Source organism: Betaproteobacteria bacterium (genome assembly GCA_016709965.1).
In the GTDB taxonomy this organism is placed as follows: domain Bacteria; phylum Pseudomonadota; class Gammaproteobacteria; order Burkholderiales; family Rhodocyclaceae; genus Azonexus; species Azonexus amarohabitans.
The window spans coordinates 2,008,537-2,033,570 of record JADJLT010000001.1 but is presented as its reverse complement, the minus strand read 5'-3'; the positions used below and the strand labels follow the sequence as shown (position 1 = coordinate 2,033,570).

At 59.4% G+C, this 25,034-nt stretch carries 27 protein-coding genes and 1 tRNA gene; 12 read left to right on the top strand and 16 right to left on the bottom strand.

Features of this window, described 5'->3' with window-relative positions; translation table 11 throughout:
- Positions 1 to 9: 9 nt before the first annotated feature.
- A complete protein-coding gene (locus IPJ12_10000; GenBank protein ID MBK7647477.1) occupies positions 10 to 1,044 on the bottom strand; it encodes an AraC family transcriptional regulator in 1,035 nt (344 codons plus the stop codon).
- 155 nt (positions 1,045 to 1,199) lie between these two features.
- Between IPJ12_10000 and IPJ12_09995 the strand changes: the two genes are divergently transcribed.
- Genes IPJ12_09995 through IPJ12_09985 form a run of 3 tightly spaced genes read left to right on the top strand, consistent with a single transcriptional unit; the run spans position 1,200 to position 4,325 of the window.
- Positions 1,200 to 1,964, top strand: a complete 765-nt coding sequence (locus tag IPJ12_09995) for a 3-hydroxyacyl-CoA dehydrogenase (protein ID MBK7647476.1) — start codon at positions 1,200 to 1,202, stop codon at positions 1,962 to 1,964.
- Between the two features lie 16 nt (positions 1,965 to 1,980).
- Positions 1,981 to 3,174 (top strand): acetyl-CoA C-acyltransferase, encoded by a 1,194-nt coding sequence (locus IPJ12_09990; GenBank protein ID MBK7647475.1) that lies wholly within the window; start codon positions 1,981 to 1,983, stop codon positions 3,172 to 3,174.
- A 14-nt stretch (positions 3,175 to 3,188) separates the two neighbouring features.
- Entirely contained in the window at positions 3,189 to 4,325 is a 1,137-nt protein-coding gene (locus IPJ12_09985) for an acyl-CoA dehydrogenase family protein (protein ID MBK7647474.1), read from the top strand.
- 116 nt (positions 4,326 to 4,441) lie between these two features.
- Here IPJ12_09985 and IPJ12_09980 read toward each other — a convergent pair whose 3' ends face one another.
- Together IPJ12_09980 and IPJ12_09975 are read right to left on the bottom strand one after the other, a co-directional pair.
- Entirely contained in the window at positions 4,442 to 4,624 is a 183-nt protein-coding gene (locus IPJ12_09980) for a hypothetical protein (GenBank protein ID MBK7647473.1), read from the bottom strand.
- Between the two features lie 47 nt (positions 4,625 to 4,671).
- Positions 4,672 to 4,878 carry a hypothetical protein gene (locus IPJ12_09975; GenBank protein MBK7647472.1) on the bottom strand — a complete coding sequence of 69 codons (207 nt, stop codon included), beginning with the start codon at positions 4,876 to 4,878 and terminating at the stop codon, positions 4,672 to 4,674.
- A 131-nt stretch (positions 4,879 to 5,009) separates the two neighbouring features.
- Here IPJ12_09975 and gcvA point away from each other — a divergent pair, with 131 nt between their 5' ends.
- Positions 5,010 to 5,978: a transcriptional regulator GcvA gene (gene gcvA / locus IPJ12_09970; protein ID MBK7647471.1), complete on the top strand. Its 969-nt coding sequence runs from the start codon at positions 5,010 to 5,012 to the stop codon at positions 5,976 to 5,978.
- A 47-nt stretch (positions 5,979 to 6,025) separates the two neighbouring features.
- Here gcvA and IPJ12_09965 read toward each other — a convergent pair whose 3' ends face one another.
- The 5 genes from IPJ12_09965 to IPJ12_09945 all read right to left on the bottom strand — a co-directional run bounded on the left by IPJ12_09965 (position 6,026) and on the right by IPJ12_09945 (position 8,937).
- Entirely contained in the window at positions 6,026 to 6,664 is a 639-nt protein-coding gene (locus IPJ12_09965; protein ID MBK7647470.1) for a hypothetical protein, read from the bottom strand.
- Between the two features lie 151 nt (positions 6,665 to 6,815).
- The gene (locus IPJ12_09960; GenBank protein ID MBK7647469.1) at positions 6,816 to 7,091 is read right to left on the bottom strand and encodes a hypothetical protein; all 276 of its coding nucleotides are present in this window, start codon (positions 7,089 to 7,091) and stop codon (positions 6,816 to 6,818) included.
- 275 nt (positions 7,092 to 7,366) lie between these two features.
- On the bottom strand, positions 7,367 to 8,164 hold the full coding sequence (locus IPJ12_09955; GenBank protein MBK7647468.1) for a phytochelatin synthase family protein: 798 nt from the start codon (positions 8,162 to 8,164) through the stop codon (positions 7,367 to 7,369).
- Between the two features lie 156 nt (positions 8,165 to 8,320).
- Positions 8,321 to 8,394 (bottom strand) — tRNA-Gly (locus IPJ12_09950).
- 42 nt (positions 8,395 to 8,436) lie between these two features.
- A complete protein-coding gene (locus IPJ12_09945) occupies positions 8,437 to 8,937 on the bottom strand; it encodes a flavin reductase family protein (protein MBK7647467.1) in 501 nt (166 codons plus the stop codon).
- 74 nt (positions 8,938 to 9,011) lie between these two features.
- On the opposite strand from IPJ12_09945, the gene mutY reads away from it, so the two are divergent.
- Positions 9,012 to 10,049 (top strand): A/G-specific adenine glycosylase, encoded by a 1,038-nt coding sequence (gene mutY, locus IPJ12_09940; protein MBK7647466.1) that lies wholly within the window; start codon positions 9,012 to 9,014, stop codon positions 10,047 to 10,049.
- Here the strand turns inward: mutY and IPJ12_09935 are convergent.
- The 3 genes from IPJ12_09935 to IPJ12_09925 are packed head-to-tail and all read right to left on the bottom strand — an operon-like array spanning position 10,021 to position 13,069.
- The gene (locus IPJ12_09935) at positions 10,021 to 11,235 is read right to left on the bottom strand and encodes an HD-GYP domain-containing protein (GenBank protein MBK7647465.1); all 1,215 of its coding nucleotides are present in this window, start codon (positions 11,233 to 11,235) and stop codon (positions 10,021 to 10,023) included. The genes mutY and IPJ12_09935 overlap by 29 nt on opposite strands.
- 14 nt (positions 11,236 to 11,249) lie before the next feature.
- Positions 11,250 to 11,900: a hypothetical protein gene (locus IPJ12_09930; GenBank protein MBK7647464.1), complete on the bottom strand. Its 651-nt coding sequence runs from the start codon at positions 11,898 to 11,900 to the stop codon at positions 11,250 to 11,252.
- Complete coding sequence (locus tag IPJ12_09925; protein MBK7647463.1) at positions 11,864 to 13,069, bottom strand: HD-GYP domain-containing protein; 1,206 nt, start codon at positions 13,067 to 13,069, stop codon at positions 11,864 to 11,866. Before IPJ12_09925 ends, IPJ12_09930 begins: the two co-directional genes overlap by 37 nt.
- Before the next feature lie 180 nt (positions 13,070 to 13,249).
- Between IPJ12_09925 and IPJ12_09920 the strand changes: the two genes are divergently transcribed.
- Positions 13,250 to 15,157 carry an ATP-binding cassette domain-containing protein gene (locus IPJ12_09920; GenBank protein MBK7647462.1) on the top strand — a complete coding sequence of 636 codons (1,908 nt, stop codon included), beginning with the start codon at positions 13,250 to 13,252 and terminating at the stop codon, positions 15,155 to 15,157.
- 304 nt (positions 15,158 to 15,461) lie between these two features.
- Here the strand turns inward: IPJ12_09920 and IPJ12_09915 are convergent, their stop codons facing one another.
- Complete coding sequence (locus tag IPJ12_09915) at positions 15,462 to 15,866, bottom strand: hypothetical protein (protein MBK7647461.1); 405 nt, start codon at positions 15,864 to 15,866, stop codon at positions 15,462 to 15,464.
- Between the two features lie 400 nt (positions 15,867 to 16,266).
- Here IPJ12_09915 and thrH point away from each other — a divergent pair, with 400 nt between their 5' ends.
- From thrH to IPJ12_09900, 3 genes are all read left to right on the top strand, one after another.
- Positions 16,267 to 16,878 carry a bifunctional phosphoserine phosphatase/homoserine phosphotransferase ThrH gene (gene thrH, locus IPJ12_09910; protein ID MBK7647460.1) on the top strand — a complete coding sequence of 204 codons (612 nt, stop codon included), beginning with the start codon at positions 16,267 to 16,269 and terminating at the stop codon, positions 16,876 to 16,878.
- A gap of 103 nt (positions 16,879 to 16,981) precedes the next feature.
- Entirely contained in the window at positions 16,982 to 17,845 is an 864-nt protein-coding gene (purU, locus tag IPJ12_09905) for a formyltetrahydrofolate deformylase (protein ID MBK7647459.1), read from the top strand.
- A 165-nt stretch (positions 17,846 to 18,010) separates the two neighbouring features.
- Positions 18,011 to 18,553: a hydrolase gene (locus IPJ12_09900; protein MBK7647458.1), complete on the top strand. Its 543-nt coding sequence runs from the start codon at positions 18,011 to 18,013 to the stop codon at positions 18,551 to 18,553.
- Between the two features lie 167 nt (positions 18,554 to 18,720).
- Here IPJ12_09900 and amt read toward each other — a convergent pair whose 3' ends face one another.
- The 3 genes from amt to IPJ12_09885 form a co-directional block, all read right to left on the bottom strand.
- Positions 18,721 to 20,214, bottom strand: coding sequence for an ammonium transporter (gene amt, locus IPJ12_09895; protein ID MBK7647457.1), 1,494 nt, complete (start codon positions 20,212 to 20,214; stop codon positions 18,721 to 18,723).
- A 10-nt stretch (positions 20,215 to 20,224) separates the two neighbouring features.
- Positions 20,225 to 20,563, bottom strand: a complete 339-nt coding sequence (glnK, locus tag IPJ12_09890; GenBank protein ID MBK7647456.1) for a P-II family nitrogen regulator — start codon at positions 20,561 to 20,563, stop codon at positions 20,225 to 20,227.
- Between the two features lie 85 nt (positions 20,564 to 20,648).
- Positions 20,649 to 21,437 carry a hypothetical protein gene (locus tag IPJ12_09885; GenBank protein ID MBK7647455.1) on the bottom strand — a complete coding sequence of 263 codons (789 nt, stop codon included), beginning with the start codon at positions 21,435 to 21,437 and terminating at the stop codon, positions 20,649 to 20,651.
- Positions 21,438 to 21,679: 242 nt separating this feature from the next.
- On the opposite strand from IPJ12_09885, the gene IPJ12_09880 reads away from it, so the two are divergent.
- The 3 genes from IPJ12_09880 to IPJ12_09870 are packed head-to-tail and all read left to right on the top strand — an operon-like array spanning position 21,680 to position 24,659.
- Positions 21,680 to 21,922, top strand: coding sequence for an accessory factor UbiK family protein (locus IPJ12_09880; protein ID MBK7647454.1), 243 nt, complete (start codon positions 21,680 to 21,682; stop codon positions 21,920 to 21,922).
- Positions 21,923 to 21,961: 39 nt separating this feature from the next.
- Positions 21,962 to 23,458 carry a YifB family Mg chelatase-like AAA ATPase gene (locus IPJ12_09875; GenBank protein MBK7647453.1) on the top strand — a complete coding sequence of 499 codons (1,497 nt, stop codon included), beginning with the start codon at positions 21,962 to 21,964 and terminating at the stop codon, positions 23,456 to 23,458.
- A 40-nt stretch (positions 23,459 to 23,498) separates the two neighbouring features.
- Complete coding sequence (locus IPJ12_09870; protein MBK7647452.1) at positions 23,499 to 24,659, top strand: multidrug effflux MFS transporter; 1,161 nt, start codon at positions 23,499 to 23,501, stop codon at positions 24,657 to 24,659.
- On the opposite strand, the gene IPJ12_09865 is transcribed toward IPJ12_09870, so the two are convergent.
- Positions 24,639 to 25,031 carry a rhodanese-like domain-containing protein gene (locus IPJ12_09865; protein MBK7647451.1) on the bottom strand — a complete coding sequence of 131 codons (393 nt, stop codon included), beginning with the start codon at positions 25,029 to 25,031 and terminating at the stop codon, positions 24,639 to 24,641. The two genes, IPJ12_09870 and IPJ12_09865, sit on opposite strands and share 21 nt — an antisense overlap.
- Between the last annotated feature and the right edge of the window lie 3 nt (positions 25,032 to 25,034).

Here is a 25,034-nt window from a genome sequence, read left to right as displayed (position 1 = left end):
AAGCCCGGCTTATTCCCGATCGCGACCGCAGCGATATTCCCCCGGACGTGCCCCCGTCCATTTCTTGAAGGCACGATGGAAGGCGCTGCTCTCGGCAAAGCCCAGTTCGCCGGCAATGTCGGCAACGCTGAGTTGCGTTTCGCCGAGCAATGAAATGGCGAGATCACGACGCAGGTCGTCCATGATTGAACGATAGTTCTCGCCCTCTTCGTCCAGTCTGCGCCGCAAGGTGGCGGCCGAAGCATGCAGTTGATGCGCCAAAGTGGCGAAATCAGGCCAGGCGGCCGGGGGCATTTCGCGCAAGCGGCGGCGGATTTTCGCCGAAAGGCTGGTGCTGTTCTTGTATTTGACCAGGAAATTGGCCGGCGCACTGCGCAGGAACTCCTTCATCGTCCGCTCGTTCTGGATGTTCGCCATCTCCAGAAAAGCGACAGGAAAGCTGATACCGGAATGCTCCTGATTGAAATTCAGATGCTGCGAAAACAGAATTCTCCATTCGTTGCTGAAGGGCGGTTCTACGCACCGGAAATCGGCTTGCGACAGGGGAATCCGCCGACCCACCAGCCAGCAGGCCAGGCCGTGCAGCATGATCAGGTAGGTACCGTAGGCGAAGGCTCGTTTCGGTGCTTGTCCAGGCACACCGGCGTGATCGCGCAACACGATATGCGCCACGCCATCGGCGCAATGCAGCTCGCCGGACATATCGTCCAGAACCACCCGCAAGAAGCGCAAAGCGCGTCGCAAGGCGCGTTCCAGCGTATCACTGTGGATCACCGCATGGCACAACAAGGTGAAGCTGCCGGCCTTCATGCGATGGCTGTCCATGCCGAAAAATTCATCGTCCAGCGTTTGCGCGATGCAGTGCCAGAGCATGCCGTAATGCCGCGATGAGACCCGGGCCTGCGGCGAGCCGAGCAACTCCGGCGAAATACCGGCGCGCAGCAGCAGTGCATTCTGGTCGAGACCATGCTGTCGGATGCAGAACAGGGCTTCGTCCACAAAGCTGATGGATATGGTCCCTTTTTCGAACGTCTTGGTGTCCATGTCGTCGTCGCCCCGAGTGGTGGCAAATTTTAGCACCCATGTTGAGCGAATTCGGCATCGAACACGGCACCCGATAGATCTAGAGTGATCCACTCACGGGCAAGCTGAAAAATCAGCGCCAGACCCGATATTCATCATCAACAGGAGTGAGACACATGCAGATCAAGGACAACGTATTCGTGGTGACTGGCGGCGCATCCGGCCTCGGCGCCGCTACCGCCAGGATGATTGTTGCCGGCGGTGGCAAGGTGGTGCTGGTCGACGTCAATGAGCAGGCCGGCCCGGCCATGGAAGCTGAACTTGGCAGCAACGCCCGTTTTGTCCAGACCGATGTGACCAGTGATGAAAGCGCCCGCAACGCATTTGCCGTGGCAACGTCGATGGGTCAGCTCCGCGGACTGGTCAATTGCGCCGGCGTCGCGCCGGCCGAGAAAGTCGTCGGCAAGGAAGGCGCGCACAAACTGGACTCATTTACCCGCACCATCAGCATCAACCTGATCGGCAGCTTCAATATGATCCGACTGGCTGCCGAAATCATGAGCGCCAGCGCCCCCGATGAAACCGGCGAACGCGGCGTCATCGTCAGCACCGCCTCGGTCGCTGCTTTCGACGGTCAACTCGGTCAGGCTGCCTACGCTGCCTCGAAGGGCGGCGTCGTCGCCATGACCCTGCCGATTGCCCGCGAACTGGCGCGCGCCGGCATCCGCGTCATGACCATCGCCCCCGGCATCATGGAAACGCCGATGCTGATGGGCATGCCGCCGGAAGTCCAGGACGCCCTCGGCAAGATGGTTCCCTTCCCTTCACGCATGGGCAAGCCGTCCGAATACGCGGCGCTGGTCCAACACATTTTTGCCAACCAATACCTGAACGGTGAAGTCATCCGCATGGATGGCGCCATTCGCATGGCCGCCAAGTAATCAAGGAAAACCCGACATGTCCCACGATCCTATCGTTATCGTTTCCGCTGCCCGTACTGCCATGGGCTGTTTCCAGGGCGGCTTTGCCGGCCTGACCGCCGCCAATCTCGGTGCCGCCGCCATCAAGGCCGCTGTCGAGCGCGCCGGCATCGATGTCAACCTGATTGATGAAGTACTGATGGGCTGCGTGCTGCAAGCCGGCCAGGGCCAGGCCCCGGCCCGCCAGGCGGCATTGCAGGCCGGCCTGCCGATCACCGCCGGTTGCGCAACCATTCACAAGGTTTGCGGTTCGGCCATGAAGGCGACCATGCTCGGCCATGACGGCATTCTCGCCGGCTCCTATGGCGTCGCTGTGGTCGGCGGCATGGAATCGATGACCAACGCGCCCTACCTGCTGCCCAAGGCTCGTGGCGGTTATCGTCTTGGCCATGGCCAGATCTTGGATCACATGTTCCTCGACGGTCTGGAAGATTCGTATAGCAAGGAAACGTGTGGTCGCCTGATGGGCACCTTCGCCGAAGAGTGTGCGACGACCTATGGCTTCACCCGCGAAGCCCAGGACGAATTCGCCATCCGTTCGACGACTCGCGCCAAGCAGGCCAGCGACGACGGCAGCTTTGCCTGGGAAATCGCTCCGGTTACTGTCGCAGGGCGTAAGGGCGATGTCGTGATTGACAAGGATGAAGGGCCTTTCGCGGTCAACATCGAAAAAATTCCGACCTTGAAGCCCGCCTTCAAAAAGGACGGCACCGTCACCCCGGCCAACTCCTCGTCGATTTCCGACGGCGCTGCGGCGATGGTCCTGATGCGCGCTTCGCAAGCAGCTGCGGTGGGCCTGCAGCCGATCGCCCGCATTGTCGGCCACGTGACCAACGCCGGCGTACCGGCCCTCTTTCCATCAGCCCCGGTCGGCGCCATGCAAAAGCTGTTCGCCAAAACAGGGTGGGCGGCAGAATCGGTGGACCTCTACGAAATCAACGAAGCGTTCGCTGTCGTCACCATGGCTTCGCTGCACGATCTGAAGCTTGATCCGGCCAAGGTCAATATTCACGGCGGCGCCTGCGCCCTCGGCCACCCGATTGGTGCCTCCGGCGCGCGCATCGTCGTCACCCTGCTGGGTGCCCTGAAGAAATACGGCAAGAAGCGCGGCGTCGCCAGCCTGTGTATCGGTGGTGGCGAAGCCACGGCCCTCGCCGTCGAAATGCTCTGAGCGGAGACGGGCCAATGATTCTTACCCAAGAACAGGAAATGATCCGCGATGCCATGCGTGCCTTTGCGCAGGAGCGTCTGGCGCCCTTCGCTGCCGAATGGGACAAACACCATGCCTTCCCGGCCGAAGCGCTGAAAGAACTGGGGGCGCTCGGCGCCCTCGGCATGGTCGTCCCGGAAGAATGGGACGGCGCCGGCATGGATTACATGTCGCTGGTTCTGACGCTGGAAGAAATCGCCGCCGGCGACGGTGCCACCTCGACCATCGTTTCCGTCCAGAACTCCCTGGCCTGCGGCATCACGATGAAATACGGCACCGATGCGCAAAAGGAAGAATGGCTGAAGCCACTGGCCCGTGGTGACAAGCTCGGCTGCTTCTGCCTGACCGAGCCGCACACCGGCTCGGATGCGTCGGCGATCACCACCCGCGCCGTGCGTGACGGCGAGCATTTCGTGCTCAATGGGGTCAAGCAGTTCATCACCACTGGCAAGTACGCCCACATTGCCATCGTCTTTGCCGTCACCGACAAGGATGCGGGCAAAAAAGGCATTTCCTGCTTTCTGGTGCCGACCAGCACGCCGGGCTTTGTCGTCGGTCGCACCGAAGACAAGATGGGCCAGCATGCCTCTGATACCGTGCAGATTCTCTTCGAAGACTGCCGCGTGCCTGCGTCAGCGCTGCTCGGCAGGGAAGGCGAAGGCTACAAGATAGCACTCTCCAACCTGGAGGCCGGGCGCATCGGCATCGCTGCCCAGAGCATCGGCATGGCCCGTGCCGCGTTCGAAGCCGCCGTACGCTACTCCAAGGAACGCGTCACGTTTGGCGTGCCGATCATCGAGCATCAGGCGGTCAATTTCCGTCTCGCCGACATGAACACCCTGCTCGACGCCGCCCGCCTGATGGTCTGGCGCGCTGCGATGCTGAAGGATGCCGGCAAGCCCTGCTTGAAGGAAGCCTCGATGGCCAAGATGTTCGCCTCCGAAGCGGCTGAAAAGATTGCCTCGGATGCCATCCAGATCCACGGTGGGGTCGGTTATACCAGCGACTTCCCGGTTGAGCGCATTTATCGCGACGTGCGCATCTGCCAGATCTACGAAGGCGCCAACGACATTCAGCGACTGGTTATCGGTCGCAGTATTGCCAGCGAGTAAGCGAATCCTGCGGTCGACCGGAAAAAAAGCTAAAAAACCGAAATCGACCGCAGTATCAGGACATAACCGGAAACTTGAATACACAACCCGATCATCGATCAGGGTTGGAGCGAGGCTCAGTTACTCGTCGACAGTGCGTCGATGAAGCGGCTCATCGCCTCTGCGTGATACTGGGAGCCTTCGCGGCAGCCCTGCGACTTCTCGGATTCGACGACAGCACGCTGCCACAGGCGTAAGGCCTGCTCATCATCGATACCAGCCCGGCGCGCCATCCATGGCAAAAGTTTAGGTGCGTTCATGGCAACCCTCCTGCTTAATCCAGCTGAAAAGCGGTTGGCTATTGGCATCAAAAGACTTTCCCGGCAAAAACATCCTTGAAGTACGAATCGAATTCGCACTCGACCGGTCGCAGCCCGGGCAGCCAATTTGCGGCCATCACGGTCTCGGAAGGCACATTTGCCGTGCCTTTGAATACTTCGTCGTAGCCTACTGATTCAGCAGCGCTCTGATTTGGAAAATCAAAAATACGAGCCAGAATTTTAGTGGGGGACATGATTTACTCCTTTACTACCTGATCTATTGTCACAAACTAACTATAGAGGTTATGGTGCACTGCAACAAACTATGCTTTATTATCGTGTACATTAGTTAAACTTAATTGACTTCACTAACTGGCAAGCTGCCGTGGCCTACCGACTTCCTCCGCTCTCCACATTTCGTACCTTTGAAGCTGCTGCCCGCCATCTCAGCTTCAAGAAGGCGGCAGAGGAGTTGCACGTCACGCCGGCTGCCGTCAGCCAACAGATCAAGAGCCTTGAGACTTATCTCGGTGTCCTGCTCTTTCAACGCCTGCCGAAGGCACTGCAATTGACCGAAGAAGGCCTGGCGATGTATCCCAAGGTCCGTGACGGCATGGATTGTCTCGCCGCCGCCGTCGAGAGCACGCGGCGCAACACCAGTTTGGCCCTGAATGTCACCGCCCCACCGTCATTTGCCACACGCTGGCTGGTCCCCCGCCTGGCCCGCTTTTCCCAGGCGCATGCCGAGGTGGCCATCCGCATCTCAAGCAATCCGGAAAATATTGACGGCCCACAGACAGCACTGGAAATGACTCAGGAGGCAAGCGACCCACGCCATGACGTCAGTGAAGTGGCCATCCGCTTCGGCACGGGAATCTACCCGGGCTACAAGGTGGAAAAAATGCTGAGGCCGGAATATGTGCTGGTCTGTAGTCCGCGTCTGATTGATGGTGAAACACCGTTGCGATCACCCGAGGATCTGGTCAATCACATTTTGATTCACGACGAGTCGATACCCGTCCCCGAACGACGCCCAAGCTGGCATGAATGGCTCAAGCTTGCGGGCGTCAGCGGTATAGATACCGAGCGCGGGCCGCGTTTTTCCAATTCCATTCTGGCGCAGGAGGCGGCTGCCGATGGCCAGGGCGTTACCCTCGCCCTTCGGCCGCAGATCGAAGCCGAGGTTGCGGCCGGACGCCTGGCAATCCCGTTCGCCACTGCGATGCCCTCAACCTACGCCTACTATCTCGTGATCCCGCAATCCATTACTGAAAGGCCGGTTGTCAGCGCTTTCAAGGAATGGCTAAAAGCAGAAATTGGTGCTCAGGCTGGGAATCGGCCTGCTGTTGACTGAGCGTGTGCTCAAGGCCACAAAGTCAAAGGCGGCTTCCGCCGCCTTTTTTAAACTTTTCCGTACTTTTCGCTATGCGCCTGGACCGCACGTGCCCTGGCGATGAACAAACGAAGCTTTACGGAATCCGGGATATCCTCGTCTGCAGGCGTCGTTGCCTTGCCCGCCTGGCTGAGGACGTAGGAATCGACCGCCTTTGCCCGCGCCAACAACAACCTTAGCTTTACGTGCTCAGGAAGATCGATGACCGCGTTTTCATCATCGTCAGCCTGATCAGAAGACTTGGCGACTTTAGGCTGGCTGAAGGAGCGGTGGAGATCCAGATCGTCAAGGCCGATATCATCGTCCTCGTCGTCCGAGGCGTTGAGTTGCACCTTTTCATCAGGTTTCGCAGCCGTATTGGCCAAGGCGATCTGCTCGCGGGCTGACCGCGAGAGCATCGACTTTGCCCGTGCCACCTTGGCCGCCTTGACTTTTTTGGACTGACGAACACTGGTGCCTTGGGGCGAATAACGGGCCAACTCAACCACCGCCACCGGCATCGGCACAGGCGCGATAGTAACCATGGCTTCGGCATAAGCAGGTGGCGCCAGCGCCTCATCACGCTGCATTTCCGTAGTCGTCAGCTCTCCTCCCTGCGCGCCAATGGCGGCAAGTGAAGTCAAAAGGACGAATAGAAATTTACGCACCGTAATTACCTGTAACTCTGCTTGTATGAATGCTTAACGCATCACTTCAATTTTGGTTGTCAAAAATTTTAATATTTTTACGTGACCACCGAGCTTCAGTTGAAATTCGACGGCTTTCTGCTGTCTGGTTCCATAAACTCATCAAATCAGCTTAGTGCAAAAGGTGGGCTTCGAAAGCCTCTTCTGCATGTTCTGCAAACTTGTATTGAGCAAACAACCGTTGCAACTCAACCGATTGCATTCCTGGATTGGCCAGGAAGCTGATGCCGATGCGCTGCCCCTGTTTGACCAGGGTCGTAAATGCGTAGTGCCATTCACGCGCCTCTTCCAGTCTCTCAATCACTTCGCCCTCATTGCTGATCGCGACGCCAGCCACTTTAAGCGACTGAATAAATTGAGTGGATTCGGTGTTCGGATTGCGGATCATGATTTTTTCCATTTGATTCGATTGGCTATGTCCGCATAACGATCAATTGGAAATTGCGATGACAAACCTTCTGTAGCAGTGTGTAACAAACGCTGTTGCAGTTCGCTATCGCGTCGGTCCTGCCCTTGGCTCCAGTAGTTGCGACCAACCCGCTGGCCGCGTTTCAGATCAGGCCGCGCTAGATGCACACCGATTCAAGTGGGCAACTCCGTCATGAATCGAATCATGACCGGAATCAATCTTGAACAGTATTCTGATCCTGCGTTCAAGCGCCCTCAGAGGGACTGAACCAGAATGTAACCCCGATTTTCGAGTACATCCCTGGTACGCATCCCCTGGATCAAGGTCGGTATCGGCATCCAGACCCATGGATAATGACTGGGATTTACATCCAGAACAAGCACCGAATCGGTGCCGGTATCATAGGCGCCGAGCGGCGAGATATGGCCACCACCAACTTGACCAACGGCAGCGCGCTGGTAATTCACAATGACCACATCACCCGTTCGATTGAGGTTATCGACCAGATCGCGACGAATGTCTGCCACAGCAGTCTGTGCATCGACAATGACCAAGCGCGTGCCAAGGCCATGAGCCTTCAACACCTCGTCAAGTTGCCGTAACTGATAACCGCCATCCCGAAACACTTTGTCGTTAACGGTAAACGGCTGCCCAAAAACCTGCGCCCGGGTCTTTTTGCCCATCGCAATAACGCTTTCCTGAGTATGTCTCGGAACCGTCAATTCCAGACCCTGCGGCAGGTAGCGGCCATCCTCGGGAAGCAGCCGGCTACGATCCCGGGGCGCCTCAAGCGCTGGATGTAAAGCGTTCAGCACGATGGCTGCGGTAGTGGGGCCGCAGAAAGCGATGGTCGCTTGCGCTTCAAACTGGTTGGCCAGCAGCGCAAAGTCACGCTTCGCAGTGGCACGGGCCAAGCGATCCATGCCCTCGGGCGAGGCAAACGGCACAAGCACTTGGACAGGTGGCACGGCCACGCCATCACGGGCAAGTGCAACGGTATCCAGTACAGCGACCAAAAAGAGTACCGATGCGACACGGGCAAGTAATGACATCCAGCTCTCCAATTGACAGGCAAAAGCGATTCTACAATTCCTGTCACTGTGGCGAGTGCTATCAATGGCTTGATCAAGCATGAGCTACAACAAAAAAGCCAACCGGTCTCGGTTGGCTTTTTCTTTTGCAGATCAACTACCTGCCTGAATTCTATCTGGAGCGGGCGATGAGAATCGAACTCACGGCTCTAGCTTGGGAAGCTAGGGTATTACCATTATACGACGCCCGCTCTGGGCTGCAGGCCGCATTCTAAGCGTAGAAGGCGGCTGGTTCAATCTTCCTGTTCTTCGGTCAGCGTTGCATATCGCCCGGCGTGGAAGAGGAGCGGGGCAAGATCCGGGGTTTCGGCGAAACGCTCGACGCGTCCGATGAAAATGGTGTGATCGCCGGCAGCGTATTCTGTTTCGATAGCGATTTCGAAGGTGGCGCCGCAACCGGGGAGGACCGGGGCGCCACCAGCGCCTGGCTGCCAGGGCAAGCCGACGAAGCGGTCAGCGGGCCAGGTGGCGAAGCGATTGGAGATGTCCTGCTGGTCTGCGGCCAGCACATTGATGGCGTGGTGGCTGGCTTTGCGGAAGGCGGCGAGGTTGTGCGAACTGTTATCGAGGCACCACAGCACCAGTGCCGGATCAAGCGAAACGGCGGCGAAGGAATTGACGGTGAGGCCGATGGGATGGCCGTCCGGATCGATAGCCGTGACGATGGTGACGCCGGTGGCATAGCGCCCCAAGGCGTTGCGCAGGGCGCGGCTGTCGTTTTGCGGTTGGGTCATCTGATCGGGCTGATAGGCCGAGGGGAAAAGAGGCCGTATTATCCGTGGTCCCGCAGCCCGCGTCGAGGCAGAATTTGGCCACCCAAAATTGTTTTACCGAACAACTGATCGCCTGGCAGAAAACTGCCGGCCGCCATGACCTGCCCTGGCAGAAGTCGCGTGACCCATACCGGGTCTGGCTTTCAGAGATCATGTTGCAACAAACGCAGGTGAGTACGGTGATTCCCTACTACGCGCGTTTTCTGACAAGTTTTCCGGACGTGCTGGCGCTGGCGGCGGCGCCGATCGAGGTGGTGATCGAGCATTGGGCTGGCCTGGGCTATTACGCCCGGGCGCGCAACCTGCATCGCTGCGCGCAGCAGATTGCTACGGTCTACGGCGGAATTTTCCCGAATTCGGAAGAAAAGCTGGAGGCATTGCCCGGCATAGGCCGCTCGACTGCCGCTGCCATTGCTGCCTTTTCGTTCGGGCGCAAGGCGGCGATTCTTGATGGCAATGTCAAACGCGTGTTGTGCCGGCAATTTGGCATCGAGGGCTTTCCCGGCGGGACAGCGGTCCATCGCAAGCTGTGGACACTGGCCGAAAGCCTGCTGCCGGATAACGACATAGAGATTTACACGCAGGGCTTGATGGATCTTGGCGCCACGCTGTGTACGCGCAGCAAGCCTCGCTGTGGCGATTGCCCGGTGGCGGCGGGGTGCGTGGCCCGACGCGACGGCCGACAAGGCGAACTGCCGGAAGCCAAACCCCGAGCTGCCGTGCCGGAACGCACCTCGACCTTTGTACTGCTCACCGACGGGCAACGCCTGCTGCTTGAACGACGCCCGCCGGTCGGCCTGTGGGGTGGCCTGCTGGTGCCGCCCGAGGGTGAGCCGGCCGAGGTGGCGGCACGTTTCGGATTAGCGTTGGGCGACGTGATCGCCTTGCCGTCGCTGAAACATGCCTTCACGCATTTTCGGCTGACGCTGATGCCGGTGTTGTGCCGGATCGACCCCGGTTTTCAGGCGGCGGAGTCGGTGCTTGAGTGGGTGGAAATCCAGCGGGCGGCTGATGCGGGCGTACCGACACCGATCAAAAAGCTGATCAGGCAGGTTGCCAGCGCAGGGGGCTGATGCCCCAGTCCTCGAAGTTTTCGGCCCGCACGATATGGCCGTAGTGATTACCGATCTTGCGCGCGAGATCGACCTCGGCCGGGACCGTCAGGTACTGGCGGCGCCCGGTGTGGTAGATGACCCGAACAATGGGTGTCAGCATGTTGTCCGGGTGCATTTGCTCGACGACGGCGAGGTGGCCGCTTTCGAGCAAGACCAAGGTGCCGATCGGATAAATGCCGACCGTCTTGACGAAAGCCGCGACCAGCGCCGGGTCGTATTGCGTGCCGCCCTCATCGTAGAGCTGGCGCAGCGTGTGCGATGGTGACACCGCGGCCCGATACGGGCGGTCCGAGGTCATGGCGTCATAGGTGTCGACGATGGCAGCCATGCGCCCGGCCAATGAAATCTCGTCGCCGGCCATCCGGTAGGGGTAGCCACAGCCGTTGTAGCGCTCATGATGCTCCAGCACGACAGCAACCGAGGTTTCGGACAGCTTGGAGGTCGCCTCCAGCACCGCCAGGCCTTCTTCAACATGGCTTTGGACGATGGAATATTCCGCCTGGGAGAGCACCCCACGCTTGGCCACCAGGCGGGCGTCCAGCGCGGCGTGGCCGATGTCCTTGACCATGGTGCCGAGGGCGAGCTTTTCGATCTCCGCTGCAGGCATGCCCTGATGGCGGCCGAAGGCGATGATCAGCGCAGCCGTCGCCACCGCGTGCTCGGTGGCATAGGCGTCCAGCCTTTTGAGGCGGGCCAGCGGCACCAGCGCATCCGGGTTGCGAATGATCGATTCGATCATCTTGCTGACCATGGGCTCAAGCTGGGCCGCATCGACATGCTGGCCGGCCTTGGCAGACAACATCAGCAGATTGACCGTGCCACTTGCTTCACTGAGCAATCGCGTCGCCCGCCGCCGCTCCTCGCCCAGTGACACGGTACGGGGAATCCCGGCCTTGATCTCGGCCATCGACTGCAAGCGTCGCTCCAGACGATTGATGCCGACCATCGGCGACGGAGGCAGGTCGATACCCTTGGTGGTGTCGATGCTGAGCTGTCCAATGCCCTCTTCCCGCAGCTTCCAGATATGCGCCTCGTCACGCACCTTGAAACGCGACTGCCAGATGGAATGGTCGAGCCAGCGCTTATGCAGGTCCACGACATACATGCCGGGCAGTAACTGGTCGATGGAGATCTTGCGGATCATGTCTGCGCTGCGGCTTACTTCTGCACTTTGGCGTCGGCCTTGGCTTGTTCTTTGGCTTGCCCCCTGGCCGCCATCTCGGCTGTCCGCTGCTCGGCTTCACGCAGCTTTTTGGCCACCCGGGCGTCGTGATCAGCCTGCCGTTTCTGGAATTTGGCGGCGTTTGCTGCCTTGCGTTGCTCGCCTTCAGCCGTTTTTTTCGCCTTGGCGGCTTGGCTGGCTGCTATCTTTTCATCGGTCGCCTGGCGAGTCGCGGCCGTATTTGCCTTGCGCAAGCGCAATTCTGCTGCGTGACGTGGCGCCTCTTGCTCGCTCTGCTTTTCGCGCGCCCTGAACTGCTCCAGATTGACCTCGCGCTCCAGCGCCTTGCCTTCGATGGACAGGCGACGGGTTTGTTCCACAGTTTTGAGATACTCGCGATGCGCAGCGTTCCGGCAGTCGTTCACCAGAAATTTCTTGTCGCAGAGGATGTTCTGCTGATCAAGCAATTTATCTGCTTCGTCGCGCCGTGCCTTGCTCTCTGCCTGCATGGCCGTGGCCTTGTCCATACGCTCCTGCCAGGCCGCCTGCTGCGCGGCATCAACCTCGCTATCGGCGGCCAGCGCTACAACCGGCAGCGCCAGCAGGGCGATCAGGCCGGCAACCACTGATAGGGATCTATTTTCCATTTGTCGTAATTCTCGAAACTGGCGATTTTGTCCTGCACCTTGGAGAGATCGACGATCTCAGGCGGAATATAGTACTGCTGCGCCGCATGGTAAAACACGCGGACGACAGGTTCGAGCAGATTGCCTTCGTTCTGCTCAACGACAACACCCATGCGGTTGCTCTCCAGCCGGACCAGCGTACCGGTCGGATAGATGCCGATGGCGCGAATGAAACCCTGCACCAACTGCGGGTCGAAGTGGTGCTTGCTCCATTCCAGCAGCTTCTTGAGGGCCTGCGTCGGCGGCATGCCGCGGCAATAGACCTTGTCCGACGTGATGGCGTCGTAAACATCGACGATGGCCGCCATCTGCCCGTAGAGCGAAATCTGCTTGCCGGCCAGCTTGTTCGGGTAGCCGGTGCCATCGAAACGTTCGTGATGCTCGCTCACCATCTGCAAGGCAATCTCGCTGATGCCCGGGACCTGATTCAACAACTTGAGGCCTTCCACGACATGCGACTGCATGCGGGCGAACTCGTCATCGGTCAGCTTGCCGGGCTTCTTGAGGATGGCGTCGGGAATATTCGCCTTGCCGATATCGAGCAACAGGCCACCCAGCGCAATTTCCTTGATGACCTCCTTCGACAGCTTCATCGAGCGGCCGAAGGCAATGAGCAAGGCCGAAACGCCAACCGAATGCTCGAAAGTGTAGTCGTCCAGATTTTTCAAGCGCGCCAGCGGCAGCAAGGCATCCTGGTTGCGGAAGACCGACTCGACCATGTTCTCGGCCAGCGGTTCTATACGGTCAACCTGAATTTTTTGCCCAAAACGAACATCGTCGAGCACCAGCCGGGCAATTTTCTGGGCTTCCACATGCAACCGGCGGGCGCGCGCCGTTTCGTCCTTGAGCTCGACCACCACCGGCTTTTCAGCGCGCTTCTGGGCGATCTCCGCCAGGCGTCGTTCAAGATCGGCGTTAACCTCGGTTTGCGGCCGCGCTTCCCAGACATCGGCGCCCTTCAGCGTGTCGATGTAGAGCTCGCGGATGCCGAGATTGGCGATCTTGTCGACCGTCTCCTGGTCGCGAACCTGAAAGGTGTTGGCAACAAAAGGATGATCCAGCCAGCCACAATTGAGGTCGTGGATGTACATGCCCGGTTTGAGCTGGTCGGCGCGAATCTGCTTGATCATGCGTCAGATTCTAGCAGGCTGCCGCAAATGCTAGGTAACATGGATGAAATGTGCGGCAAGCCTTTGTAAAAATTCGAATTTTGGCCATTTTTTCCGGTTGACCGCGGAAGTCGATTTATCGACCAAAAAAGCCGCCCCCAGCGCCGCCTCGCCACCCCGCTCGCTATAATCATCCCCCTCATGATCGCACTCCGCCAAGTCACCTTCGCCCGCGCCGGCCGCCCGCTCGTCATCGACGCCTCCGTTCAACTGCACCCCGGCTGGAAAGTCGGCGTCGTCGGCGCCAACGGCTGTGGCAAATCCAGCCTGTTCGCGCTGCTCGCCAACGAACTGCACGCCGAATCGGGCAACGTCGAAATTCCGGCCAGCTGGCACATCGCCCGCGTTGCTCAGGAAACCCCGGCCCTGCCCGACAGCGCGCTTGATTTCGTCCTCGACGGTGACGTCGAATTGCGCCGCATCGAACGCGAACTGGTTGACGCAGAAGCCAGCGGCGACGGTGTCGCCATCGGCCACCTGCACGCCCGCTACGCCGACATCGGCGGCTACTCGGCCAAGGCCCGCGTCGCCGAAGTGCTGCACGGCCTGGGTTTCACCGATGCCGATTTCTCGCGCTCGGTCGCCGAATTCTCCGGCGGCTGGCGCGTTCGTCTCAACCTTGCTCGCGCCCTGTCCTGCCGCGCCGACCTGTTGCTGCTTGACGAACCGACCAACCACCTCGACCTCGATGCTGTCTTCTGGCTGGAAAACTGGCTAAAGAACACGCCGGCGACGCTGCTCCTCATTTCGCACGACCGCGACTTCCTCGACGCCGTCGTCGGCCAGATCATCGCCATCGACCTCCAGCGCCTGACGCTGACCACTGGCGGCTATTCCGACTACGAACGGGCCCGCGCCGCCCGCCTCGCCACCCAGCAGTCGTCCTACGAAGCCCAGCAACGCGAAATCGCCCACCTGTCGAGCTTCATCGAACGCTTCAAAGCCAAGGCCACCAAGGCCCGGCAAGCGCAAAGCCGGATCAAGACGCTGGAACGCATGGAAATGGTCGCCGCCGCCCACGTCGACTCGCCCTTCCATTTCGCCTTCCGCCAGCCCACCGCCCTGCCCGACCCGCTGCTGACCATCGAAAAAGCCTCGGCCGGCTATGCCGATCACAAGATCATCGACCATGTCATGCTGACGCTACGCCCCGGCTGCCGCATCGGCCTGCTCGGCCGTAACGGCGCCGGCAAATCGACACTGATCAAACTTCTCGCCGGCACGATCGCCCAGCAAAGCGGCGAGCGCAAGGAAGCCAAGGCCCTCAACATCGGCTACTTCGCCCAGCACCAGCTCGAACAGCTACGCCCCGACGAATCACCACTGCAACACCTTGTCCGCCTCGACCCGGCTGCCACCGAACAGGAACTGCGCGACTACATCGGCGGCTTCGACTTCCGTGGCGACATGGCCACCCGCGCCATCGAGCCCTTCTCCGGCGGCGAAAAGTCACGCCTCGCGCTAGCGCTGATGATCCGCAACAAACCCAACCTGCTGTTGCTCGACGAACCGACCAACCACCTCGACCTCGAAATGCGCGAAGCCCTGACCTTCGCCATGCAGGATTTCGAAGGCGGCGTCGTTTTCGTTTCGCACGACCGCCATTTGCTGCGTACCTGTGCCGACGAACTGCTGCTGGTTGCCGACGGCAAGGTCACCGAATTCGACGGCGATCTGGACGACTACGCATCCTGGCTGGCCGCTCAGCGCAATGCCGAAAAGGCGCCGGAGCCGGATGTTGCGGCCGAGAAATCGGAACGCCTGGCGCAACGCGCCGATGCCAAGGCCAACCGGCAAGCCTTACTCGCCCAACGGCGGCCGTTGGTCAAAGAGATTGAGCAGCTTGAGCGGAAGCTGGCGAAGTGGAACGAGGAAAAGGCGGCTCTGGATGCGCAGTTCGCTGATCCGGCGTTCTATGCCACAGTTGATCGGGTGAAGAGTGAGGAAATGCATAAGCAGGCGGGTTTGCTGGGCGACCAGATTGATGAGGCGGAGATGCGGTGGCTGGAGGTGCATGAGGCCTTGGAGGCGCTGCCTGTAGTCGACTAATCGGCTTGGGGTTCCGCCTTGCTGGCGGGCGTACTTTCTTTTGCTTCGCCAAAAGAAAGTAGCCAAAGAAAAGGCGACCCCGGGTTACGCGGTTGGCTACGCCAACTTCCCTGCGCTACTCGAAGGACCGGGCGGCTGCGGAACTCGGGGCTGCGCCCCTCAGACAGTCCTCGCCGACTGCCCCCGGCCCTTCTCCGTTGCTCGGCGCTCCACACGGGGCCCAACAACGTCTCGGCTCAAGCACCGTACGTAAGCAGCCAATGGTTCAGTTGTGCCCAAAGCTGTCGATCCAATAACTAGCGCGTTACAAAAAAATGCGTCCATAAAAGGTCACCCCAATCACCCCGGATTCATATCCTGTTATTAGTGCCAATACTGAACCAAGAGACAGATAAATAACGTAGAAGAAACACCTTGCTCCATTACCAATTTTGACAATCTGTATTTCACCAAGGCGTGGCAGATTGAGGCCGATGGAGGCTTTAGCAAGCCATTTAGTTACTAGAAGTAGGCTGTACACACTAAGTAGCACGTATGCCGGATAGAAAAAGAAATCTAATAGCCGGTGCTTGAAGATTGCTCCCTCCTCTCCGTAAGCTGAAAGCACGAAGATTCCTGCCCCAACTCCACAAATAAGCCCGATAGCAAGCAGCAGAAAGAAAACCCTTTTCAGTGTCATAAATGCGTGCGATCTATCTTGTAAATCCAAATCATATCGCATACCAACTGGCCGAACTGAGGCTCTCGTCACCACCGGGCGCCTTACCGAGCCCCTTGGGAGTCGCCGAGCAACGCAGGTTTGAGCGGATCAGGGCGAGGACTGTTTGAGGGCGCAGCCCGAGTTGCGCAGCCCCCGCGTCTGCCGAGTAGCGCAGGGGACCGGGCGCAGCCCGGCGACGACCCAGGGTCGCCTTTTCTTTGCTTACTTTCTTTTGGCGAAGCAAAAGAAAGTAATGCCGCCAGCAGGGCGGAACCCCAAGCCCAATCAAGAAGCCAAGCCAGAGAGAAAACAAACCGAAATCCCACGGTCAACCGGCAAAACAAGCCAAAAATCAAACCCTCATCGGGTAAAATCCCCATTTTCCGAATACACCCGCTGGAGCCCAACCGTGCAAATCGTCTGCCTTGACCTCGAAGGGGTCCTCGTCCCCGAAATCTGGATCGAATTCTCCAAGCGCACGGGTATTCCCGAGCTGATGCGGACGACGCGCGATGAGCCGAATTACGACACCTTGATGACCTACCGCCTGAACATCCTGCGCGAACACAAGCTCGGCCTGCCGGATATCCAGAAGGTCATCGCTGAAATGGGCCCGATGCAGGGTGCCCGCGCTTTCCTCGACAAGCTGCGCGAGGATTATCAGGTCATCATCCTGTCCGACACTTTCTACGAATTCGCTCATCCGCTCATGCGCCAGCTCGGCTGGCCAACGCTGTTCTGCCATTCGCTGGAAGCTGACGCTTCGGGCATGCTGGTCAATTACCATCTGCGTATGCCGGATCAGAAGCGCGAAGCGGTGCAACGCTTCAAGGAGCTGAATTTCACCATCGTCGCGGCCGGCGATTCGTATAACGATACGGCGATGCTCGGCGAAGCCCACGGCGGCATCCTGTTTCACCCGCCCGAGAACGTTATCCGCGAATTCCCGCAGTATCCGGTCGTGTATAACTACGATGATCTGCGTAGCGAAATCGACAAGGCATTCGCCAAAGTTGCCTGACTCGGGCACACGCCTTGCGGCGAATGGTGAGCATGGCTCGCTTCATTCGCCGCCCCCGCCACGGGGCTTGGTCTCACTTTTAACCTTGATACTCTGAAGCATCATGCCTAGCGACCGTTACTACACGCTCTCCGCCTCCTGCCCCGATCAGGTCGGCATCATTGCCAAGGTTTCCGGCTTCATCGCCGGCAACGGTGGCTGGATTCTCGAATCGAGTTTCCATTCGGACGTGCTGACAGCTCGCTATTTCATGCGTATCGAGATCAAGGCTGACTCGCTGCCCTGTCTGCTCGCCGAGTTCCGCGAGCGCTTCCGCACGGAAGTGGCGGAGCCGCTGCAAATGACCTGGCGGATCAACGACAGCGCGGTAAAGCGCCGCGTGGTGGTGCTGGTTTCCAAGCAGGAACATTGCCTCTACGACCTGCTGGCGCGCTGGCAGGCCAAGGAACTCGACATCGAGATTCCCTGCGTCATTTCCAACCACGATACTTTCCGTGGTTTTGTCGAATGGCACGGCATCCCTTTCCACCATGTGCCGGTCACGGCCGACAACAAAGCCGGGGCTTACGCCGAGATGCAGCGTATCTTTGACGACGTGCGCGGCGACACCATGGTGCTGGCGCGTTACATGCAGATTCTGTCACCGGAACTGTGCGATGCGCTGCCCGGCAAGATCATCAACATCCACCACAGCTTCCTGCCCAGCTTTGCCGGTGCCAAGCCCTACCATCAGGCCTACACGCGCGGCGTCAAGCTGATCGGCGCGACTTGCCATTACGTGACGAGCGAACTGGATGCCGGCCCGATCATTGAGCAGGACGTCATCCGCATCGACCATTCCGATTCGCCGGAAGACATGGTGCGCTACGGCAAGGACATCGAGAAGACCGTGCTGGCCCGTGGCCTGCGCTACCACCTGGAAGACCGGGTACTGGTGCATGGCAACAAGACGGTGGTGTTTAGATAGTGGCCCGCTTCGTCATTGGCGGGACAGAGTGAAAGCGCCGGATTTGTGTGCCTGGCTAGGCGCGAACCACAGCGATAGCCTGCGCTATCGCGAGGATGAGCAACAACGCCAGGGGCACAAAGACCAGCTTTCATGTTCCGCCAAAGGCGAAGGAAACCACCAACCATGCTGATCCGGCGCGACGATTCCCTGCTGCTGGTGGTTGATCTCCAGGAAAAACTGGCGCCGGCGATTTTTGAAGGCGAGCGGGTCATCCGCAACAGCATCCGCCTGCTCGATGGTGCCGGCAAGCTGGGAGTTCCTTCCTTCGTTTCAGAACAGTATGTGCACGGCCTTGGCGCCAGTGTTGAAGCGATCCGCGCAGCGGCGGGTAAGGCCAGATTTTTCGAAAAAACGCATTTCTCCTGCGCCGCCGAAGCCGGCGTCGTCGATTTGCTACGTGCCGCCAAACGGCCACAAGTCATCCTGACCGGCACCGAGGCGCATGTCTGTGTGCTGCAAACAGCCTTCGGGCTACAGGCGATGGGCTTTCAGGTCTTTCTCGTCGCTGATGCCGCCGGCTCACGCACGCCGGAAAGCCGCAGCGCCGCCATTGCCCGGATGCAGGCGGGCGGCATCCAAGTGGTGACGACTGAAATGGTACTTTTCGAGTGGCTGCACCAGGCAGGCACCGATGACTTCCGCGCACTGCTGCCGCTGATCAAGTAATCCGACGTTGGTGTGCTCAACGGCGATCCACGCCCTTGCGGCGTAGCCGCGCCCCGAAAAGCGTGATGCTGCGGTCAACCGGAAAAAATTGCCTAAATCAAAATTTCTCCCCAAAAAAAAGCGGGCACCCGAAGGTGCCCGAAGGGAGAGAGACTACAGAGATACTATTAGTGGTGGTAAGCGGACTCGCCGTGCGAGGTGAGGTCAAGACCTTCACGCTCTTCATCTTCCGGCACACGCAGACCAATCACGATATCAACCAGCTTGTAGGCGACGATCGAGACAACAGCCGACCACACGATGACGGTACCAACGCCCCAAGCCTGGGAAGTCACCTGAGCAACCATGTCGTAAGGACCGACGGCATTGGCCACGTAGTCATAGACGCCCGTGCCACCCAGAGCCGGGTCAGCGAAGACCCCCGTCAGCATGGCGCCGAGGATACCGCCGACACCATGGACGCCGAAGACGTCAAGGGAGTCATCGGCACCGAGGATTTTCTTCAGGCCATTGACGCCCCACAGGCAGACGACGCCAGCGAGCAGACCGATGATGATGCCACCCATGACACCGACGAAGCCGGCAGCCGGGGTGATCGCCACCAGACCGGCAACCGCACCGGAAGCAGCACCCAGCATGGAAGGCTTACCCTTCAGGATCCATTCAGCGAACATCCAGGACAGTGCAGCGCAGGACGTTGCAACCCAGGTGTTGACCATGGCCAGAGCAGCACCGCCAGAGGCTTCAAGGGCGGAACCGGCGTTGAAGCCGAACCAGCCAAACCACAGCAGGGATGCACCGATCATCGTGAAGGTCAGCGAGTGCGGGGCCATGGACACGTTGCCCAGACCGCTACGCTTGCCAACCATGTAGGCACCCACCAGGCCGGCAATAGCGGCGTTGATATGCACCACGGTACCGCCTGCGAAGTCGAGCGCGCCCTTCTGGAACAGGAAGCCGGCCGTCTTGCCAGCAGCTTCGCCAGCAGCAGCGTCGATGTAGGCATCAGGACCCGCCCAGTACCAGACCATGTGCGCCATCGGAATGTAGGACAGCGTGAACCAGATCACCATGAAGACCAGGATGGCGGCAAATTTCGCACGTTCTGCGAAGGCACCGACGATCAGGCCGCAGGTAATCGCCGCAAAGGCGCCCTGGAAGATCACGAAGGCCAGTTCGGAGATGTTCACTCCTTTGGAGAAGGTAGCGCCCACGGAATCAGGCGTGACACCCTTCAGGAAGAGCTTGTCGAGCACACCGAAGAACTGGTTGCCCTCGGTGAAAGCCGCGGAGTAGCCATAAATGACCCACAACACGGAAATCAGCGAGAAGGTCACGAAGACCTGCATCAGCACCGACAACATGTTCTTGGTGCGAACCAGGCCGCCGTAGAACAGTGCCAGACCAGGCAGCGACATCAGAATAACCAGTGCTGCGCAGAGCATGACCCAGGCGTTGTCGCCCTTGTTCGGCGGGATCGGTGCAGCAGCAGGTGCCGGTGCGGCAGCTTCAGCAACAACAGCAGCAGCCGGGGCTGCGGCTGGCGCAGCAGCTGTCGCGGTAACAGCAGCCGCTTCCGGCGCCGCCTTTTCTTCAGCCCAGGTCGGCGCGCTGAATGCGACAGCGCCGGCCAGAGCAAGCAATGCAAAGATACGTTTCATGGTTTGCTCCTTACAGGGCGTCCGTACCGCTTTCGCCGGTACGAATACGAATGACTTGTTCAACGTCGAAGACGAAGATCTTGCCGTCACCGATCTTGCCGGTGCTGGCTGACTTCTCGATGGCTTCAATGACCTGATCCAGTTGATCCGACTTAACGGCGGCTTCGATCTTGACCTTGGGCAGGAAATCGACGACATACTCAGCGCCCCGATACAGCTCGGTGTGCCCTTTCTGCCGGCCGAAACCCTTCACTTCGGTAACGGTGATGCCTTGTACGCCAATGGCGGACAATGCTTCACGCACTTCGTCAAGCTTGAATGGCTTGATGATGGCGGTAACGAATTTCATGATGAATGGTTCTCCAATTAGGTTGAATCTTTTGTTCCCCCGCCAGCGCCGGCCGGTGCAGTGACGAGGGAATTTTTAAATTTGCTTAGAAGGTCTTGCTGAAAGACAGGACGCCGGTCGCTTTGCCAACGTTCTTTCCAGACGAACCCGTACCCGTGAAGCAATAAGCACCACTGGCGGAACCACAACCGTTGGCATCGGTATCGGTGTAGGCCAGACCCACAACGCCGAAACCAACATCCTTGGTCACGCCCAGTTTCCAGTCGGTGTAAGAAGCATCACTGTAGTTCCGGACATCCTGGTGACCAACGTGAGCCTGGATACCCCAGCCACTACCGAGATCGTAGTTGGCAGACAGATCGATATAGCCGCTGCCACGATTGTCTTTACCGGTACCGCTCTGGTCGCCCCAGGCGAACAGATACTTGGAAACGGAGTAGTTGTACTTGAGGGTGATGAACTTCCAGCCGATAGAAGCGTAAAGCTCGGTCGTATCCGGCGTTGCGCCAGCATTGCCGGTGCTGCTGCCCGGGTAGTAATACTTCAAGGCGCCGACGTCATAAGAGAAATCATCGGCGAAGGTGCCCTTGTAGCCGGCATAGAAGTCCCACTCCATGCTGTTGTTGTCCTTGGTGTTGACCCAGGCCACATTGGAAGCCCACGTACCGGCGTAAAGACCGGAAGCGTGGCTATAGTCGAAGCCACCCTGAATAGCGGGCTGGCGCTGCGACTGGCTGATACCGCGGAAAACATAGTCGCTGGCCAGGGTCACGTTGCCAGTAAAGGTGTGCACCGGCGTCGGGGCGGCTTCTTCAGCAAAAACGGGTGCTGCAAAGGCGCTAACGAGGGCTAGGGCAATCAGGGATTTCTTCATGGTTCTCTCCTACGGATTGTTTAAAAATTGAAAGGGAAAATTCAGTATTTGGTTAAAAGCACATGCCATGCCAACGATGATTTTTGATTTGAATCATAGTATTGACACCTATATCGAAAGGCATGCACCAATAAGGCGCACCGATATGGTGCAGTCACAGATTGTTACGCACCATCGCCGAGCGACCATCTTGGCGCTGAGGAAATCCCGCTGTGATAAACTCAAATCCAACGGAGGAAATCATGCTCGACCCCAAAATACTTGAAGAATTCGGCGCCAAAATCAGCGCCCTGTTGGCCAATTCGCCGGCCAAAGACATTGAAAAGAACGCCAAAATGGTCATGAGCGGTTTCTTTTCAAAAATGGATCTGGTCACCCGCGAAGAGTTTGACGTACAGGCACAAGTACTGGCCCGCACCCGCGAGAAACTCAAGGATCTCGAAGCCCGCGTCGACGCGCTGGAAAAGTCCCGTTCGGGCCAATGATTGAGCGATCGGCTGCGCCGTTAACGAAATAAAACCCTAATGGCACTGGCCATCGCACACAGTCGCGGACTGGATGGCCTGAATGCGCCGCCGGTCACGGTCGAGGCCCATCTGGCCAGCGGCCTGCCCAGTTTCACACTGGTCGGGCTGCCTGACACCGAGGTCAAGGAGGCACGTGATCGTGTCCGCGCCGCCATTGTCAATTCCGGATTCGAGTTTCCCAGCAAACGCATCACCGTCAACTTGGCGCCGGCCGACCTGCCCAAGGAATCCGGCCGCTTCGATCTGCCTATCGCGCTCGGCATCCTGGCCGCCAGCGGGCAGATTCCCGGCAAGCATCTGGCCGACTATGAATTTGCCGGCGAGCTTTCGCTGTCCGGCGAACTTCGTCCGATCCGCGGCGCCCTGGCCATGGCCTTGCAGACCGCAGGCCACGGCAAGCATTTCATCCTGCCTGAAATAAGCGCCCGCGAAGCGGCACTGATTGGCAGCAACGAAATACTGTCCGCCCGCTCTTTGCTGGAAGTCTGTGCCCACCTGGCCGAGCGCGAAACGCTGCCGCAGGCCATTGCCACGGTCGACACGGAAAAACAGCCGATTTTCCCCGATTTGTCTGAAGTCCGCGGTCAGGCCCAGGCCAAGCGCGCGCTCGAAATTGCGGCGGCTGGCCATCATTCCCTGCTGATGCTCGGCCCTCCCGGCTCCGGAAAATCGATGCTGGCCGCCCGCCTGCCCGGCCTGATGCCGGCGCTGCAGGGCGAAGCCGCCAAGTCCTCGGCCGCAGTCTTGTCGCTGGTCGGCCAGTTTCGCCCTGAAGCCTTTGGCATCCGCCCTTACCGTCAGCCCCACCACACGGCATCCGCCGTGGCCCTCGTCGGCGGGGGCAATCCGCCCCGCCCCGGCGAAATCAGCCTCGCCCATCAGGGCATTCTGTTTCTGGACGAGCTGCCCGAATTCGACAGAAAAGTCCTGGAAACCCTGCGCGAACCGCTGGAATCAGGTCGCGTGCACATTGCCCGGGCGGCGAGGCACGCCGAATTTCCGGCCGAGTTCCAGCTGATCGCGGCGATGAACCCCTGTCCTTGCGGCTACAGCGGTGCAGTCAGTGGAAAATGCCGGTGCACGACGGACCAGATTGCCCGGTATCGCGGCAAACTATCCGGCCCTTTCATCGACCGAATCGACCTGATCATTGAAGTACCGGCGCTGCTGGCCGAAAATCTCGCCGGCAAGGCCGACGGCGAGTCCTCCGCCGCCGTTCGGGCGCGCGTCGAGCAAGCGCAGAAGCGGCAGCATGCCCGCCAGCAAAAGCCCAATGCCCGTCTGAGCACCAAGGAGGTCGATGCCTGCTGCCAGCCCGACGCTGCCGGCAGCAAGCTGTTGCAACAGGCAACGACGCAACTCGATCTGTCGGCCCGCGCCTGGCATCGCATCCTCAAGGTAGCGCGGACCATTGCCGATCTGGCCGCCTGCGACGACATCCGGGCCACCCACGTCGCCGAAGCCATCCAGTACCGGCGCTTTGCCCGTGGGTGAACACAAGCAGGCGCGTCGCGAGACGCGGGGCATTGCCATTCTGCTGGCCTCGCTCTCTGCACTCGGTCCGTTTTCCATCGATACCTATCTGCCGTCTTTCCATGAAATCGCCGAAAAGCTGAACGCGACGCCGCTGCAAGTCCAGCAAACCTTGTCCGTCTATCTGCTCTCGTTTGCGATCATGACCTTGTGGCATGGCGCCATTTCTGACCGTTTCGGCCGGCGCAAGGTCATCCTGGTGGCCCTCGGCCTGTTCGCGGTTGCCTCGGCCGGCTGCACGCTGGCCACGCGCATCGAGCATCTGTGGTTCTGGCGGGCCATGCAGGGCATCACTGCGGGTGCCGGCATGGTGGTCAGCCGCGCCATCGTGCGCGACCTCTATGACGGCGCTGCCGCCCAGCGCCTGATGTCGCAGATCACCATGATGTTTGCTCTGGCCCCGGCCATCGCGCCGGTGATCGGCGGCTGGCTGCAAACCTTCTTTGGCTGGCGTTCCGTTTTTGCCTTTTTAGTCGTGTCGACCGCAGCATTGTGGCTGGCCTGCTGGAAGCTACTGCCGGAAACCCTGCGCCCGGAAAAGCGACAATCGCTGCGCCCGGCCTACCTTGGCGCAACCTACTGGAAGGTACTGACTTCGCCGACCTTCCTGCTCGCCTGCGCCGCCGTCTCACTGAATTTTGCCGGCTTCTTCCTGTACGTGCTCTCGGCCCCGGTTTTCCTGATGAAACATCTGGGCGTGCCGGAAACCGGTTTTCTCTGGCTGTTCGGGCCCGCCATGGGCGGCATGGTAATCGGCGCCAGCCAATCCGGTCGCCTGGCCGGAAAAATCTCGCTGAGCCGTACCATCGCCATCGGCTACGCCATCATGGCCACGGCCGCCGTCTTCAATCTGGCGCTGAACCTCGCCTTTCCACCCAGCCTGCCGTGGAGCGTCATGCCGCTGTTCATCTACACACTGGGCATGTCGATGGCCATGCCCAGCCTGACCATTTTTGCCCTTGATCCCTTCCCGGCGCAACGTGGCCTGGCCGCTTCCTGCCAGACTTTCTTCCAGTCCGGCTTCAACAGCATCACCGCCGCGTTGATCGCCCCGGCGCTCTGGGGCTCCACGCTGACCATGTCATTCGGCATGGCCGGGCTGCTCCTTACGGGCGGCCTCGCCGCCACGCTCCACTACAAATTACGATTGCTGCCACGGTAAGCCGAAAAAGCGCCAGCCGCCGAGCTTGCCGCGATGATAGTTTTCATCCAGCGGCCCCTCAAAGCCTTCCACAATATTGATCACGCTCGAAAATCCGGCCATTTCAAGGGCATCGCCGGCACAGGCAGAACGATGTCCGCTGCGGCAGACCAACAACACCGGCCGGTTCAGGTCATTGCGCACCAGTTGCTTCACCTTGTCGACAAATTCAGGATCGACCTCCCAGTCCGGCCCATCCTGCCAGGCCACGTGCTCGGCACCCAACGGATGGCCAACATACATGAACTCGATTTCGGTCCGACAGTCGACGAGCACGGCCTCGGGATTTTGCTGAAGTAGCATCCAGGCAGCACGGGGATCGAGTGAGCGCATCGG